Raw genomic sequence first — 15,862 nt, 5'->3', positions numbered from 1 at the left:
CCGTCGCTCAGGGGTCTTCGTGACCCGTCGACCCCGGCTCGTCCTACTCGCCGCGCTCGTTTTCCTTCTGCTGTCCGCCGTGTTCGGCGCAGAAGCGACCGGCCGGCTGAAGACGCAGGGATACGACGACCCGCGATCCGAATCCAGCCGCGCCGCCCACGTGGCGGCCGAGCGCCTGGGGGCGCCCCCCAACCTGGTCGTCGTCGCGCAGGCCCGCAGCGGTTCCGTCGACGCACCGGGAGCCCGGAGCGCCGGCGAGGGCCTGGCCGAGCGCCTCGCCGCACAGCCGCATGTGAGCGCTGTGACCTCGTACTGGACCGGCGGCGCGGCGGAGCTGCGCAGCCGGGACGGCCACGCGGCCATGGTGGTCGCGCACGTGGACGGCGAGGGGGAACAGCTCGGGGCGCGGGTCGAGCGGCTGCGCGAGGAGCTGACCAGCCCGACCGCGTCCGAGTCGCCCCTGACCGTGCGGGTGGGCGGGACGGCGCTCGTCGACGCCGAGCTCCAGGACATCTCGGAGTCCGACCTCAAGCGGGCCGAGTCCGTCGTCCTGCCGGGAACCCTGATCCTGCTGGTCCTGGTGTTCGGCAGTGTGGTGGCCGCTGCGCTGCCCCTGCTGATCGGGGTGCTGGCCATCGCCGGGACGATGCTGGTCCTGAGCGTGCTCGGCGCCGTCACCGACGTGTCCGTGTTCGCGCTGAACCTCACCACGGCGCTGGGCCTCGGGCTGGGCATCGACTACGGGCTGCTGATCGTCTCGCGGTTCCGTGAGGAACTCGCCAAGGGCTTCATGCCGCGCACCGCCGCCATACGGACCGTGCGCACCGCGGGCCACACGATCCTCTTCAGTGCCGCGACGGTCTCCGCCGCGCTCGCGACGCTGCTGGTGTTCCCGCCGTACTTCCTGCGGTCCTTCGCCTACGCGGGCATCGCCGTGGTGGCGATCGCGGCGGTGAGCGCCCTGACCGTACTGCCGGCTCTGCTCGCGCTGCTCGGAAGGCGCGTGAACGCCTGGCCCGTGCCGTGGCGCCGCCGGGCCCACGCCGGCTCGGGGTCGCGCTTCTGGGAGGGGCTGGCGCGCATCGTCGTACGGCGCCCGCTGCTCGCGGCCCTGCCGGTGATCGGCCTGCTGGCGGTGCTCGCCGCGCCGTTCGCGCACGCCGGTTTCGCCACCCCCGACGACCGGGCGCTGCCGTTGAGCGCGTCCAGCCGTCAGACCGGAGACCTGGTGCGCGACGCGTTCGACATGAAGGGCTCCAGCGCGCTCACGGTCGTGATCACGGGTAAGGCGTCCCCGTCGGCGCAGAAGGACTACGCCCGCCGGCTGTCCACGCTCCCGCAGGTCGCCCAGGTCGTGGGGCCCGACGGCAGCTTCCGGTCCGGCGGGAAGGCAGTGGTCTCCGGTGCTGCCGGAGCCATGGCCAGGCCCGGCGCCGGCCCGGTCCAGCTCTCCGTGGTGCCGCGAGTCGACCCCCAGTCGCGCGCCGCCCAGCAGCTCGTGCACGACATCCGCACCAGTCCCGCCCCGGCCGGCACCGACGTCCTCGTCGGCGGGCAGAGCGCGGTACTGGTCGACGCCAAGGACACGGTGGGAGACCGGCTTCCGCTGGCGCTCGCCCTGATCACCCTCACCACGTTCGCGCTGCTGTTCGGCTTCACGCGCAGCCTGCTCCTGCCGCTGAAGGCCATCGCGCTGAACGCCCTGAGCCTGGCGGCCGTCCTCGGAGCCATGGTGTGGATCTTCCAGATGGGCCATCTGCACCACCTGCTCGATTTCACGCCCGGCCCACTCAGCACGACCATGCCGGTGCTGCTGTTCTGCATCGTCTTCGGGCTCTCCGTGGACTACGAGGTGTTCGTCCTCGCGCGCATCAAGGAGGCGTACGACGCCGGGCAGGACAACGCCGGCTCGATCGTCACGGGCCTCGCCCGCACAGGCGGCATCGTCACGACCGCCGGCGCCCTGCTCGCGTTCACCCTCCTGAGCTTCGGTACCTCCCAGGTCTCCCTCCTGCAGTTCTTCGGGATCGGCGCAGGCCTCGGCGTCCTCCTCGACGCCACGCTCGTACGGGGCGTCCTCGTACCGGCGCTCATGCGCCTGGCGGGTGGCCTGAACTGGTGGGCACCGCGGCTGCTGAGGCGAAAGGTGCCGCGCCCGGCGACCCGCCCGCCTCCGGCCGGCGCCGGGAGGTGCCCCCCGGCCGCGTCGCCGTCCGTCCCCCCTCCCCCGCGCGCCGCTGACCCCCGGCGCGCACACCCCAGCCCCTCCACCCCCAGCCCCTCCACCCACCTCCCCGCCGCCCCGGTCGCCGTCGGCCCCGGGCACCACGACAAGGCAGATCACTCATGACTGACATCGCCATCACCGGACTCGGCTGCCGCTTCCCCGGCGCCCCCGACGTCCACGCCTACTGGAAGCTCCTGATGAGCGGGGAACGGCAGTTCTCCGACGTCCCGGCGGCACGCTGGAACCACGAGCCCTTCCACGACCCCGGCAACCAGTCCGCCCCCCACGCCTCGTACACCGACCAGGTCGCCTTCCTGGAGGACGTGGACCGCTTCGACGCCATGCACTACGGGGTGCCGCCCTCCCGCGCCCAGGCCATGGACCCGCAGCAGCGGGTGATGCTCGACGTCGCCCGCGAGGCCCTCGACGACGCGGGGCTCGGCCGCGGCGACTTCGACCGGGAGAACACCGGGGTCTTCATCGGTATGTCGGTGTCCGACTACAAGGACCTGATGACGGTGCCCCTCAGGGCCATCGCCCTGGCCGAAGCGGCGCACGCGGCGGGCCACCCCGGCGGCGCCGAAGCCGTCAAGGAGCACGCGAGCCAGCTCGGCACCCTGCATGCCTTCACCCTGCCCGGGAGCCTGCTCAACATGGCGTCCGGCACCGTCAGCCGGCAGTTCGACCTCGGCGGCCCCAGTTTCGTCGTCGACGCCGCCTGTTCCGGCTCTCTGGTCGCCCTCGACCAGGCGATCGCCCAGCTGCGCCAAGGCACCTGCCGCACGGCGGTCGTCGGCGGGGTGTACCTCAACCTCACCCCCGACTCCCTGGTCGGCTTCTCCAGGCTCCGGGCGCTGTCCGCCACCGGCGTGTGCCGCCCGTTCGACGAGGATGCCGACGGCTTCGTCCTCGGCGAGGGGGCCGGCGCCGTCGTCATACGGCCGCTCGCCGACGCGCTCGCCGACCGCGACCGCGTCTACGCGGTGATCAAGGGCGTCGGCTCGGCCAACGACGGCGCGTCTCCCGGACCGCTGGCTCCCACCCCCGAGGGCCAGCTGCGCGCCATGCGCCGGGCCTACGACGACGCGGGGGTTCCTCCGTCCTCCGTGGGCTTCCTGGAGGCCCACGGCACCGGCACCACCGTCGGCGACCGCGCCGAGGTGGAGGCGCTGCGCCGGCTGCGCACCGAGTACCCCGACGACGACCCCGCCCTGTGCTACCTCGCCTCGGGCAAGGCCCTCATCGGGCACTCCCTGTCCGCGGCGGGCATCGCGGGACTGATCAAGACGGCGCTGGTCGTCCACCACCGCACGATCGTGCCGCAGCCGCGGACCACTCCTCGTCCGGACCTGGGCATCTCCGCCGCGGGCCTGCGCTTCGCCGACACCGCGCGGCCCTTCCCGACCGGGGCCACCCCGCGGCGTGCCGCCGTCAGCTCGTTCGGTTTCGGCGGCACCAACGTCCACGTGGTGCTGGAGGAGCGGCCCGCGACGGTGCCCGGCAGCATCTCGGTAGGCACCGAGGGCACCGGTCCTCAGCTCGTCCTGCTCTCGGCCGGCACCCCCGAGCTGCTGGACCGGCACATCGGCGAGGTACTCGACACGGTGGACCCCGCACCCCGCCCGCCGATCGGCGCACTGGCCCACACCCTGGGCGCGCGTGCGCCGCTGACGGCCCGGCTCGCGATCGTGGCCGCCGGCACGGACGCATTCGTCGAGCGGCTGCGCCGTGCCCGTCGGCAGCTCGCCGAAGGAGCCAGGGGCGACCTCGGTGACGGCGCCTACGCCGCCGACGCTCCGCTGCCGGCCGCGCAGCGCCGCATCGCCTTCCTCTTCCCCGGGCAGGGCAGTCAGCGGCCGGGCATGATGCGGGACCTGTACGAGGGGTTCACCGGGTTCCGGGCAACCGTCGACGCCCTCAGTGCCGTGGCCCGCCGGGGCACCGGCTTCGACCTCACCGATCTGCTGTACGGCGAGGCCGCGACCGCCCCTGGTGACGCCGAGGAGCTCAGGCAGCGGCTCGCCGCCACCGATGTGTGCCAGCCCCTGCTGGGTACCGTCCAGATCGCCGCCACCCGTCTCCTCGCCGACTGCGGCGTCGCTCCCGGCCTCACCCTCGGCCACAGCCTCGGCGAGTTCGCGGCGGCCGCGGCGGCCGGAGCGCTCACCGACGAGGACACCGTCCGGCTGCTGGTCCACCGGGGCGCGGCGCTCCGGCAGGCCGAGACCGGCCTGCGGGGCGGGATGCTCGCCGTACAGAGCGACAAGGACACCTGCCGCCGGCTCACCGACGGCATCGACGACGTGTGGCTCGCCTGCTTCAACCAGCCGCAGCAGGTCGTGGTCAGCGGCACGCCGCGGGGGCTCGCCGCCGTGCGGCAGGTCTGCGCCGAGGCCGGGATCGTCACGGTGGCGCTCGAGGTGTCGAACGCCTTCCACTCGCCGCGGCTGGCCTGCGCCGACGAGACCATGCGCGCGGACCTCGCCGACCGCCGTATCGGCAGCCCCGTCCTGCCGTTCGTCTCGTCCGTGGACGCGGCGGTCTGCACCGACCCCGAGCGTCTGCGCGAGCTGTGGGCCCGTCACGCGTCCGCCCCGGTCCACTTCGGCGATGCCGTCCGTACCGCCTACGACCAGGGAGCCCGCGTCTTCCTCCAGGTGACCGGCGGCAACTCGCTCCTCACCTCGGTCCGCCGCAACCTCACCGGCCACGACGACGTTCTCGTCGTCCCCGCCGGCGGCACGGAGCCCGACGGCGGACGTGGCTTCGTCCGGGCCCTCGCCCGGCTCGCGGTCCTCGGCGCTCCGGTCGACCCGCGCACCCTCGTTGCCGAGGAAGACCGCCGTCTGCTGGACCTGCCGGTGGCGAAGCTCGGCACCCAGTCCTACTGGGTGCCGGGCAAGCGCCCCGCGAAGAAGAACGCCTCCCCCGCCCCTGTCCCCGTCCCGCCCCAGCCCGTCCTCCTCGAGGAGACCTCGATGAACCACCCGGTGAAGCACCCCACGAACGCCCCGACGAACGAGCCGATGCGTGAACTGCTCCAGCTGGTTCAGCAGCAGGTGACGCTGCTGAGCCGCCTCAGCGAGGCACTCCCCGCGCAGAACCCTGCCCCGGAGGGCCTCACCGCACAGACCCCCGCCGCAGAGATCACCGCCCCGGCGGCGGCCGGACCCGCGCCTGCCCCCGCTTCCCCGGCCGTCCTCGAAGCCGCCGACCCCGCTGCTCCTGCCGACCCCGCTGCCCCTGTTCCCCCCGCCGACCCGCCCGCCGATCGTGCACCGGCCGACGAGGAGCCTTCTGCGGCCGGGGCCGTCGACGAGGTCGTCGATGCCGTGCTCGCGCAGGTGGCCCGGATCAGCGCCTTCCCGGTGAGTCATCTGCACGACGACCAGCTGCTGATCGACGATCTCGGTTTCGACTCGCTGATGCTGACCGACCTGTTCACCTCCCTCGCGCGGCAGTGGCCGCAGTGGACGTTCGACGAAAGGGATGCTGACCGGCCGACCGTCGGGAAGATCGCCGCGATGATCGCGAGCGGCTCCGTGGACGCCGCACCGGCAGCCCTCCCCGGCCGGCGCGCCGGCCACGGCACCGGGGCCCGGCCGTCGGCGCCCGCCGACCTGCCCACGGTCCCGCCGTCCGCCGAGCCGCGTACGGACCTGCCGGCCACTCCGCTCACCGGTCTGTCGTCCGCCGAACCGCGCACCGACCTCTCGTCCGCCGAACCGCGCACGGACCTGTCGTCCGCAGACCCCCGTGCGGACCGGACCGCGCCGGCCGCCTCCGCCGCCACCCCACTGCCCGAAGAGCAGACGCGGATCGAGTGCTTCCCTGAGGTCACCGCCCTCGACGAGCGCGTCGCCTCGCTCGCCCGGACGGGGCTGCCCAATCCGTACTTCCTCGTCCACGAGGGCGGCATCACGGACACGACCGTCATCGACGGCCGGGAACTCGTCTCCTTCTCCAGCTACAACTACCTGGGCATGGCGACGCACCCTCAGGTGATCGACGCGGCCAAGGAGGCGATCGAACGCTACGGCACGTCGGTGTCCGCCAGCCGGCTGCTGTCCGGGAACCGTCCGCTCCACCTGGAACTCGAGACGGAACTCGCCGACCTGCTCGGTTGCGAAGCCTCGCTCACCCTGGCCAACGGACATGCCACGAACGTCACGGTGATCGGGCACCTCGTCGGCCCCGGGGACCTCGTCATCCACGACTCCCTCGCCCACGACAGCATCCTGCAAGGGTGCAAGCTCTCCGGCGCGACCCGGCGGCCCTTCCCCCACAACGACGCGGCCGCCCTCGACGCCGTCCTCGGGCAGGTCCGCGACCAGTACCGGAGGGTGCTCGTCGTCATCGAGGGCGTGTACAGCATGGACGGTGACATCGCCGACCTGCCCGCCCTCGTCGAGGTCAAGCACCGGCACGGCGCGCTGCTCATGATCGACGAGGCGCACAGCATCGGAACGACCGGTGCGACGGGGCGCGGCATCGGCGAGTACTTCGGCATCGACCGCTCGGCCGTCGACCTGTGGTCGGGCACGCTGTCCAAGGCACTGGCCAGCTGCGGTGGCTACGTCGCCGGGACCCGCTCGGTCGTCGAGTACCTGCGCTACACCGTTCCGGGGTTCATCTTCAGCGCCGGCATGCCCCCGGCCGACACCGCCGCGGCCCTGGCCGCCCTGCGACTGCTGCGTGCCGAGCCGCAGCGCGTGGCGCGCCTCTCGGCGAACGCCGCGCTGTTCGTCCGCCTCGCACGCGATGCGGGCATGGATGTCGGCGACAGTCACGACGCGGCGATCGTCCCCTGCATCGTCGGGGACTCGCTGAAGACCCTGCGACTGGCGGAGGCCCTGTTCCAGCAGGGCATCAGCGTCAATCCCATCCTCTACCCGGCCGTACCCGAGGAAATGGCCCGGCTGCGCTTCTTCGTCACGTGTGACCACACGCCCGACCAGATCCGTCACGCGGTGACCGTACTGGAGCGGGAGCTGGGGCACCTGGACACGGCCCGCCCGGACACGGTCCGTGCCGCGTGACCCCCGCCGCCGTGCACACCACCTTCCCGTCGGTCGCACCGGGCCGTGTCCACCGATGGGGCGGGGCCGGCCTCATCGTGGCCCGGCGCTCCGACCTTCCTCGGGGACCGCTTCCCTCACCGGCCGAGCAGCGCGTGGTCCACGGGCTGCCGGCCTGGCGACAGGCCGAGTGGCTGGCCGGCCGGGTGCTCGCCAAGCGTCTGGTCGGCGAATTCGTCGCCGCGCCGGCGAACGCCGTGGAGATCCTTCCGCGTGACGACGGCAGCCCGTACGTCGTCGTCGGCGGCACCCCGATGCCCGCGGTGAACGTCTCCATCAGCCACACCGCCGGCCACGTCGCCGCGGCCGTCGCACCGGAACCGGTCGGAGTGGACCTGTGCGAGACCGTCTCGGCGGCGTCGGTAGGCCGTGTCGCGGACCACGCCCTCTCGTCCGAGGATCTCTCCCTCATCGATACCGACCGGCCCGATGTCATGGCCGGCGCCTGGGCGCTGAAGGAAGCCGCGGTCAAGGCCGACCGGAGCAGCATCTTCGGCGCCGCCGCGCGCCGCATCGCGATCCTCGGCCTTCGGCCGCCCGTACTCGGCGGACGGCGCCGGGCGATGCTGTGGCTGACGGGAGACGCCGTCCTCGCCCTCGTCCTCGCGCACCCGGCCACGACACCGGGCCTCCCTCCGGTCCCGTCCTGCGGTGCAGCCCGCTGAGCGCCCTCCGCCGCCCGTGACGGCACTGCGTTGGTGCTCCTTGCCCCGCCGGATCATGCTTGTCAGTGGAGCCCCTGGCCGTGCAGGTTCCCGTGGGACAGCGGGCAAGGAACTAGCGAGGGCGAGATGAACGGCGATGGAGCGACTTCCCACCTCTCCTGATGAACGGCCGGAGGAGACGAACGCCTCCCTCGGGTCGGCATTCACGGCCACGGCCACCATCAGCGAGCAGGGCATCGTGACCGAGTGGAGCGAGGATGCCGGTCGACTGCTCGGCTACCTGCCCTCCGAGGTCGTGGGGACGTCCGCTGCCCAGCTGCTCGCCGATGGCGCCGACGACGCGGCGCCCCGGATCGCGCCCGGGCAGGAACGGTGGAGCGGGACGGTGGCGCTGCGCCACCGTGACGGCCGGCGGCTGGAACTGGGACTGCTCGCGCACCGCTGGACGTCCACCGGCGGGACCACCAAGTGGTTCGTGGTGTCCGCCGTGGCGGGTGAGCCCCGCGCAACCGGGAGCGAACCGCTGAACGAGTGGACCTTCACCCAGTCCCCCTGCTTCCTGGCGGTCTTCGACGAGGACCTTCGGCTGGTGCGGGCGAACGCCGGCATGGAGCACACGCTGTCCCTCACGGAGGCCGAGATGCGCGGGCTGCGTCTGCCGGAGATCGCGCCGGATCCCGTGAGCGACGAGACCGAGCGGAAGATGCGCCTGGCGTGGGAGACCGGTGAGCCGCAGTACGTCGATGCCTTCATCCGCCCCACGGGTCCGAGCGTGGAGTACGGCTGGGCGACCTCGCTGGCCCCCTTGCGGGATCCGGACGGCCGGGTGCGCGCCGTGTGCCTGGCCGCGCACGACAGGACCGGGATCGAGGTCGAGCGGCAGCAGCTGCTCCTGTCGAACGTCTCCGGCGCCCGCGTCGGCACCACCATGGACACCGCCCGCACCGCGGAGGAGTTGGCCGACGCCGCCGTACCCCGGCTCGCCGACTTCGCGCTCGTCGACCTGCTGGAACCTCCCCCGCGTGGCGACGAGCCGCCCTTCGGCCCGGTGGCGGGGCCGGTCACGGTGCGCCGTACCGCAGTGCGGTCCGTCCTCCAGGGACGCCCGGAGTCCCCCGTCGCGGTCGGCGAGACGGCCGTCTATCCGGCGCTGTCACCTCCCGTCGAGTCCTTGGCCGCGGGCCGTGGCGCCGTGTACGGGACGGCCGACCAGCCCGTCGCCCGATGGGTGACCGAGGACCCCGGGGCCGGCTGGATCGGCGAGAGCGGGACGCACTCGATGATGGTGGTGCCGCTGCGTTCCGGGGGTGTCACTCTCGGCTTGGCCGTCTACGGCCGTCACCAGCGCGGGGAGCCCTTCCAGCCGGAGGACCTGTGGCTGGCGGAGGACCTCACGACCAGGGCGGCCGTCAGCATCCACAACGCGCGCCGGTTCACCCGGGAGCACACCACCACCATGACGCTGCAGCGCAGCCTGCTCCCCCACACGCTGCCCGATCACGCGGCACTCGAGACCGCCTCCCGCTACCTGCCCGCCGGTGGCCAGGCCGGCGTGGGCGGCGACTGGTTCGACGTGATCCCGCTGTCCGGCGCACGGGTGGCCCTGGTCGTGGGCGATGTCGTCGGCCACGGGATCCGTGCCGCCGCCACCATGGGCCGGCTGCGCACCGCGGTCCGTACCCTGGCCGACGTCGACCTGCCGCCCGACGAGCTGCTCACCCACCTCGACGACCTCGTCATCCGCCTGTCCGCGGACGAGGCCGACCAGGAGGCCGCCGGGGAGGCCGCCGCCCTGGGCATCGGCACCACCTGCCTGTACGTGGTCTACGACCCGGTCACCCGCCACTGCACTGTCGCTCGGGCCGGCCACCCGCCGCCCGCTGTGGTCTCCCCGGAAGGCTCCGTCTACCTCCTCGATGTCCCGGCCGGCCCGCCGCTGGGCCTGGGAGGCCTGCCCTTCGAGACCGTCGATGTCGAGCTTCCCGAGGGCAGCGTCCTCGCCCTGTACACGGACGGTCTGCTGCAACCCCGCGACCACGACATCGACGAGGCCCTGGACAGCATGTTCGTGGCCCTCAGCCAGCCCGCCTCCACGCTGGACACCGTCTGCGACCGCGTACTGACGGCTCTGCTGAGTCACCCTCCCGACGACGACGTCGCCCTGCTCGTCGCCCGGACCCGGGCCCTCCATGCCGACAAGGTCGTGGTCCTGGACCTGTCGTCCGACCCCTCTGTCGTCGCCCACGCCCGTCGGCACACCACCGACCAGCTGACGGCCTGGGGTCTCGAAGAGGCCTCCTTCGTCACCGAACTCCTGGTCAGCGAACTGGTCACCAATGCGATCCGCTACGGCCAGCCGCCCATCCAGCTGCGGCTGATCCACGAGAACAGCACCCTGATCTGCGAAGTCTCCGACTCGAGCAACACCGCCCCGCACATGCGGCGGGCCCGGATCTTCGACGAGGGAGGGCGTGGCCTGCTGCTGGTCGCCCAGCTCGCGCAGCGCTGGGGCACGCGGCACGCTCCCATCGGCAAGACCATCTGGGCCGAGCAGTCCCTCGCCGGGTACTGATGCCGGCATCCCCCGTGACACGCCTGTGACAGTCGGCGGACAGCTTCATGAAGTCACGCGGCCAAGCTTTTCAGTAAGGACAAACCACAACATTCAGGTAAATGTCCCCCTGCTTCCGAGGGTGCGAGCAGTTCATGACCGATCCCGATCCGTCGGAGGAAATCTCATGAGCCTCACCCTGGCCACGCCGCACGCCGAAGCCCCCGCAGCCGCGCTGGCCCCGCGTGAGCAGGAGGCACTGCGACACATCGCCACAGGGTGCACCTACCTGCAGACGGCCCGCCTGATGGGGCTCTCCAAGCACACGGTCGACGCCTACCTCCGCCGGATCCGGGCCAAGCTGGGCACCAACAACACGGCGGAACTGACCCGACTGGCCGTCTCCATGGGGCTGTGACGCCGGGCCACCCGAGGGGGCGGTGGGGGGCGAGCGGCCTACGGCCCGTCCGGCGGGCCGCGGAAGACCGGCAGGGCCCAGGCCGGAAGTTCCGGTGGCGGCACGAAGGTCTCCGAGATCCCGGGAGGCCCGGGGTCCGGCCCGGTGGAATCAGCGGGCTCGCCGACGCCGCTCCCGGTGGCGACGCGCAGGGCCGCCACGAACTCCAGGCAGGAGTCGTACCGGTCCTCGGGAACCTTGGCCAGTGCCTTTGCCAGGACGTCGGCGGCGGCGGGCGAGATCCCCGGCCGCCTCTCGGTCAGTGGGGGCGGCGGATCGTACTGGTGCGCCCACAGCAGCGCCGCCGGGTCTCCGTCCCGCTCGAAGGGCGGCCCGCCGGCAAGGGTTTCGTACACCACGCAGGCGAGGCTGTAGAGATCGCACCTGCCGTCCACCGGCCGGCCGGATATCTGCTCCGGCGCCATGTAGTCGAGCGTGCCGACGAACTCGCCCGCGGTGGTGAACCCGGAGAGCGCCAACGCCTTCTTGGTCAGCCCGAAGTCCGTGAGATAGACGTGTTCGGGGTGCTCGCTGTCGGTTCCCGCGGCGACCAGGATGTTGGCAGGCTTGACGTCCCGGTGCACCAGATCGTGCTCATGGGCCGCGTCGAGTGCGGATGCCACTTGGGCGGCGATACGGAGGGCAGTCGGGACGGGGAGCGGGCCCTCCTGGTCCAGCAAGGCCCGCAGGTCGGGACCGGGGACGTAACGCATGGCGATGTACAGGACGCCCTCGGTCTCACCGGCTTCGAAGATCGGCACGATGTGCGGGTGGTCGATCGACGCGGCCACCCGCGATTCGTGGGTGAAGCGGCGCCGGAAGGTGTCGTCACGGGCGCGCTCGGGGGCGATCAGCTTGAGCGCGACCGTACGGTCCAGGCGCAGGTCCTTGGCGCAGTAGACGACGGCCATGCCACCGCGGCCGAGCATGCGCTCCACCCGGTAGCCGGCGATCTGCTTCCCGATCAGGCCCGAGGCCCGGCCCATGTACACGCTCAGGTTCGATGCCGTGCCCATCAGGCGCCCCCGCACCCGGCCGGCCGGCCCGAAGGCGGCACAGCGCCGCTGCGGTGCTCGTGGGCGAACGTGCCGATCATGCCGACCCCGTCCTCGACTGAGGCGGCTCGGACGCGCCGTCGACGCGGCAAGGCCGCCTTCCCTACCAGTCTATCCAGTGATCCACACGAGTGCCCGGGGACGAGCCCGGAAAAGCACGCCATCCGGTACGGCGGAGTCTTTACCAAGATCGGTTTTCGGCGTCAAGCCACGTATTCGAGTGTCGTGACGCACGCGATCTCGCGTTTTTCACTTGAAGCACGCCCTCATGGGGGAACTCCCGAGGGATACGAACCCCACTTTTACATCGAATGGAGAATTCTTATGTTCGAGCGTTTCTCGACCCGCCGTATTGTTCTGGCCGGAGCTTTCCTGGCCCTGGTGGGTGGCGGCATGGCCCTGCCGGCGACCGCGATGGCCGCGCCGGCCGCCGTCCCTCAGCACGCCGTCACCCTGGCCCCCGGCGACAGCGCCGACGGCCTCGGCGTCGGCGGCGACTCCAACGCCGGGAACACGACGGTCGGCGGCACGGCCACCGGCGGACGGGCCAATTCCGGTGTGGGCGAATGCACGGGCGGGTGCACGATCACCACCGGTGCCGCCACCGGCGGCAACGCCAGCGCCGACGCCATCAACTCCGGCGACGCCACCTCCGTGGGCGGCGACGGCACCGGTACGGGCGGCACGGTGAGCCAGGTCGTCAAGCAGGTGATCAAGAACCAGCTCAAGGAGGACCTGAAGGCGAAGCTCGCCCACTGAGCGGCGACGGTCCCGCAGACCCCCGGGGAGCAGATCCCGGCGAGCCACCCCACCGGACAGCAGACGCCGGAGAGGCCCACGGCCTTTCGGGCGTCTCTGCCGTTCTCCTCACCTCACCGCGCCATGGCGCGGCGAACGGTCGCACACCCCGATGACCGGTGAGGGCGAGGCCCTCTGGCCTTCACGCCCGGCTGTCGGGCACCATCGCTGTGCTCGACGCACCACCTGCACCGCCCCGTCCCGGTCCACCGGACCGGCCGTCACCCGCAGGAGGCCGTTCAGTGAAGACCCGTTCCGTCCTCACCGCTCTCGCCCTCGTCCTCGGCGCTCTCTTCGCACCCGGCTTCGGGGCCCTGGTCGCCACGACCGGTGCCCACGCCGCCACCACCAAGATCAGCCATGCGACCGCGACCTCGATGTTCCGGCAGGTCGGCATCACATGGTCGTCGTCCGGCAACTGCTCCGACCGGAACAACCCGACCTGTACGTCCTTCGAGCAGCTCAACCTCGCCACCGCGCAAGGCGCGCAGACCCTCAAGCGCGCCACCGGATGCGCCCTCAACATCACCGGCGGCACCGAGACCGGGCACGCGAGCGGCACGTATTCGCACTGGAACGGCTACAAGCTCGACTACGCGAAGGGCACGTGCCTCACCAACTACATCAAGAACACCTTCACGTACATCGGCGTCCGCGGCGACGGCGCGCCGATGTGGCGGTCCGGCTCCGGCAACGTCTACGCCGACGAAGGCAGCCACTGGGACGTCCTCTACTACAACTGCGGCGGCTGCTGACGGCTTTCGGGCTCGAGCCGGCGCGCGCCCGCGGAGGGGGTGGTGGCGAGTATGTGTGGGGGGCGGTGGCCGGCGGCGGCGAACGCGGCCGTGACGGCGCCGCCCACCGCGCTCTCCTGGCCGGCCCGCACCAGGGCGATGACGGAGCCGCCGAAGCCGCCACCCGTCATCCGGGCGCCGAGCGCCCCGGCGTCCAGCGCCGCGGTCACGGCGAGGTCGGTCTCCGGGCAGGAGACGCGGTAGTCGTCGCGGAGCGAGGCGTGGCCCTCTGTGAGGATCGGGCCGAGCGCTGCCGCGTTCCCCTCCCGCAGCCGGGAGACGGCTTCGCCGACGCGGGCGTTTTCGGTGACCACGTGGCGGACCAGGGGGGCCAGTTCCGCAGGCAGGGCGTCCAGGGCCCGTGCGAGTTCCCCTTCGGGCAGGTCGCGCAGGGCGGGCAGGCCGAGCAGGGCGGCCGCGCGTTCGCAGCCCGCGCGCAGGGCGGCGTACGCCCCGTCGCCGAGGTCGTGGCTGACCCGGGTGTCGATCACCAGCAGCCGCAGCCCCTGGCCCCGCAGGTCGAACGGCACGTGCCGGTGGCGCTCCGGACTCCGGGCGTCGAGGTGGAGGGCGGTCCCGGCGGTGCAGCAGACGGACGCCATCTGGTCCATGATCCCGCACGGAACGCCGACGAAGGCGTTCTCCGCGCGCTGGGCGATCCGGGCCAGTGCGGGCCCGGGCAGGCACAGCCCGTACAGCTCGTCGTACGCGACGGCGACCGCGCACTCCAGCGCGGCGGAGGAGGAGAGTCCGGCGCCGGTGGGCACCGTGCTGTCGAAGTGCAGGTCCGCGCCCCCGACGGGGTGCCCCGCCTCGGCGAGTGCCCAGACCACGCCGGCCGGGTAGCCGGCCCAGCCCGGCACGGTGCCGGGGGCCAGCGCGGCCACGGCCAGCTCGGTGATCCGGCCGTCACCCTGCGCGCTGTGCAGCCGCAGCCGTCCGTCCGCCCGGCTGCGGGCGGCGAGCAGGGTGCTCTGCGGGAGGGCCATCGGGAGGGCGAACCCGTCGTTGTAGTCGGTGTGTTCGCCGATCAGGTTGACCCGGCCCGGCGCCGCCCAGACCCCGTCCGGCGAGCCGCCGAAGAGCTGTCGGAAGGCGTCCGCGACCCGGTCCGCCGCCCGGTTCTCATCGTCGCACTGGTCCGTCCGGTTCACGACAGGGCCTCCCGGAGTCGCCGCGCGGCGGCCTCGGGGGCCACGTCGTTGATGAAGGCTTCCGTGCCGGACTCCGTCCCGGCGAGGAACTTCAGCTTGTCCGCGGTCCGGCGGACCGTGAACAGTTCCAGGTGCAGGGCGAGTTCCGCGCCGTCGGTGCGCGGCGCCTGGTGCCAGGCGGAGATGTACGGCGTGGGAGCCGCCCCCTCCGGCTGTCCGGGTACGGGGAAGAGCCGGTCGAAGCGGCGCAGCAGGTCCAGGTAGATACCGGGGAACTCGGCCCGCTCCGCCTCGGTGAGGCGGGTCAGGTCGGGGACGCGACGGTGCGGATAGAGGTGCACCTCGTACGGCCAGCGGGCGGCGTACGGCACGAAAGCGGTCCAGTGCTCCCCGGCCGTCACCACACGCTCGGTGGCGGCCCGGGCGCCCGCCAGCAGGTCTTCGAAGAGGTTGCGGCCGGTGGCCGCGCGGTGGGCGGCCGCGGCGGCGGTCATCTTGGCGGTGCGGGGCGTGGCGAAGGAGAAGGCGTAGATCTGGCCGTGCGGGTGGGCGAGCGTCACCCCGATCTCGGTCCCCCGGTTCTCGAAGCAGTACACCTGCTCGACGCCCGGGAGGGCCGAGAGCTCCGCGGTGCGGTCGGTCCACGCGTCCAGCACCAGGCGGGCGGCGGCCGGGGTGAGGTCGGCGAAGCGGGCCCCGTGGTCCGGGGTGAAGCACACGACCTCGCAGCGGCCGGCCGCGCCCGCGAGGGAGGGGAAGCGGTTCTCGAAGACGGCGACCTCGTAGTCGGCGGCGGGGATCTCTCCGAGCCGGCCGTCCCGGGAGGGGCAGAGCGGGCACTCACCGGCCGGCGGGTGGTAGGTGCGGCCCTGCCGGTGGGAGGCGATCGTGATCCAGTCGCCGGTCGCCTCGTCCCGCCGCAGTTCCGGGTGGCTGTGCACGCGGTCCAGCGGACGCAGGTCGGGCGCCTCGCGTACGGCGCTCTCGTCGGCGTCGAAGTAGATCAGTTCGCGGCCGTCCGCGAGTTTCGCGCGTGTTTTCTTCACCCGCCAAGAATAAACAGACCCCAACATCAATCACCAG

At 72.6% G+C, this 15,862-nt stretch carries 10 protein-coding genes; 7 read left to right on the top strand and 3 right to left on the bottom strand.

The window, feature by feature from the left end; genetic code table 11:
* The first annotated feature begins 19 nt into the window (after positions 1–19).
* From AB0D48_RS16745 to AB0D48_RS16725, 5 genes are all read left to right on the top strand, one after another.
* Positions 20–2,350 carry an MMPL family transporter gene (locus tag AB0D48_RS16745; protein ID WP_362396487.1) on the top strand — a complete coding sequence of 777 codons (2,331 nt, stop codon included), beginning with the start codon at positions 20–22 and terminating at the stop codon, positions 2,348–2,350.
* Positions 2,347–7,266, top strand: coding sequence for an aminotransferase class I/II-fold pyridoxal phosphate-dependent enzyme (locus AB0D48_RS16740; RefSeq protein WP_362396484.1), 4,920 nt, complete (start codon positions 2,347–2,349; stop codon positions 7,264–7,266). Before AB0D48_RS16745 ends, AB0D48_RS16740 begins: the two co-directional genes overlap by 4 nt.
* Positions 7,263–7,970 (top strand): hypothetical protein, encoded by a 708-nt coding sequence (locus AB0D48_RS16735; RefSeq protein ID WP_362396481.1) that lies wholly within the window; start codon positions 7,263–7,265, stop codon positions 7,968–7,970. The genes AB0D48_RS16740 and AB0D48_RS16735 overlap by 4 nt, the downstream gene beginning before the upstream one ends.
* 136 nt (positions 7,971–8,106) lie before the next feature.
* Positions 8,107–10,542, top strand: coding sequence for a SpoIIE family protein phosphatase (locus AB0D48_RS16730; protein WP_362396478.1), 2,436 nt, complete (start codon positions 8,107–8,109; stop codon positions 10,540–10,542).
* A 166-nt stretch (positions 10,543–10,708) separates the two neighbouring features.
* Entirely contained in the window at positions 10,709–10,939 is a 231-nt protein-coding gene (locus AB0D48_RS16725; RefSeq protein ID WP_362396475.1) for a helix-turn-helix transcriptional regulator, read from the top strand.
* A 38-nt stretch (positions 10,940–10,977) separates the two neighbouring features.
* Here the strand turns inward: AB0D48_RS16725 and AB0D48_RS16720 are convergent, their stop codons facing one another.
* The gene (locus AB0D48_RS16720) at positions 10,978–11,994 is read right to left on the bottom strand and encodes a serine/threonine-protein kinase (RefSeq protein ID WP_362396472.1); all 1,017 of its coding nucleotides are present in this window, start codon (positions 11,992–11,994) and stop codon (positions 10,978–10,980) included.
* A gap of 363 nt (positions 11,995–12,357) precedes the next feature.
* Between AB0D48_RS16720 and AB0D48_RS16715 the strand changes: the two genes are divergently transcribed.
* Both AB0D48_RS16715 and AB0D48_RS16710 read left to right on the top strand, forming a co-directional pair.
* Positions 12,358–12,792, top strand: a complete 435-nt coding sequence (locus tag AB0D48_RS16715; protein WP_362396469.1) for a hypothetical protein — start codon at positions 12,358–12,360, stop codon at positions 12,790–12,792.
* Between the two features lie 281 nt (positions 12,793–13,073).
* The gene (locus AB0D48_RS16710) at positions 13,074–13,586 is read left to right on the top strand and encodes a hypothetical protein (protein ID WP_362396467.1); all 513 of its coding nucleotides are present in this window, start codon (positions 13,074–13,076) and stop codon (positions 13,584–13,586) included.
* On the opposite strand, the gene galK is transcribed toward AB0D48_RS16710, so the two are convergent.
* Together galK and galT are read right to left on the bottom strand one after the other, a co-directional pair.
* A complete protein-coding gene (gene galK / locus AB0D48_RS16705; RefSeq protein WP_362396464.1) occupies positions 13,565–14,779 on the bottom strand; it encodes a galactokinase in 1,215 nt (404 codons plus the stop codon). The two genes, AB0D48_RS16710 and galK, sit on opposite strands and share 22 nt — an antisense overlap.
* A complete protein-coding gene (gene galT / locus AB0D48_RS16700) occupies positions 14,776–15,825 on the bottom strand; it encodes a galactose-1-phosphate uridylyltransferase (RefSeq protein WP_362396461.1) in 1,050 nt (349 codons plus the stop codon). The genes galK and galT overlap by 4 nt, the downstream gene beginning before the upstream one ends.
* Positions 15,826–15,862 lie beyond the last annotated feature (37 nt).

It is taken from the genome of Streptomyces sp. NPDC048269 (assembly GCF_040652395.1).
In the GTDB taxonomy this organism is placed as follows: Bacteria; Actinomycetota; Actinomycetes; order Streptomycetales; family Streptomycetaceae; genus Streptomyces.
Note: the sequence above shows the minus strand (reverse complement) of the source record. Positions and strands in the feature narration are given on the sequence as shown.

Excerpts from the sequence above, each read along its gene's own strand:
- AB0D48_RS16715 (WP_362396469.1), top strand. The coding sequence starts at position 12,358 with ATGTTCGAGCGTTTCTCGACCCGCCGTATTGTTCTGGCCGGAGCTTTC.
- AB0D48_RS16740 (WP_362396484.1), top strand. The coding sequence starts at position 2,347 with ATGACTGACATCGCCATCACCGGACTCGGCTGCCGCTTCCCCGGCGCC.
- AB0D48_RS16730 (WP_362396478.1), top strand. The coding sequence starts at position 8,107 with ATGGAGCGACTTCCCACCTCTCCTGATGAACGGCCGGAGGAGACGAAC.
- AB0D48_RS16725 (WP_362396475.1), top strand. The coding sequence starts at position 10,709 with ATGAGCCTCACCCTGGCCACGCCGCACGCCGAAGCCCCCGCAGCCGCG.
- AB0D48_RS16720 (WP_362396472.1), bottom strand. The coding sequence starts at position 11,994 with ATGGGCACGGCATCGAACCTGAGCGTGTACATGGGCCGGGCCTCGGGC.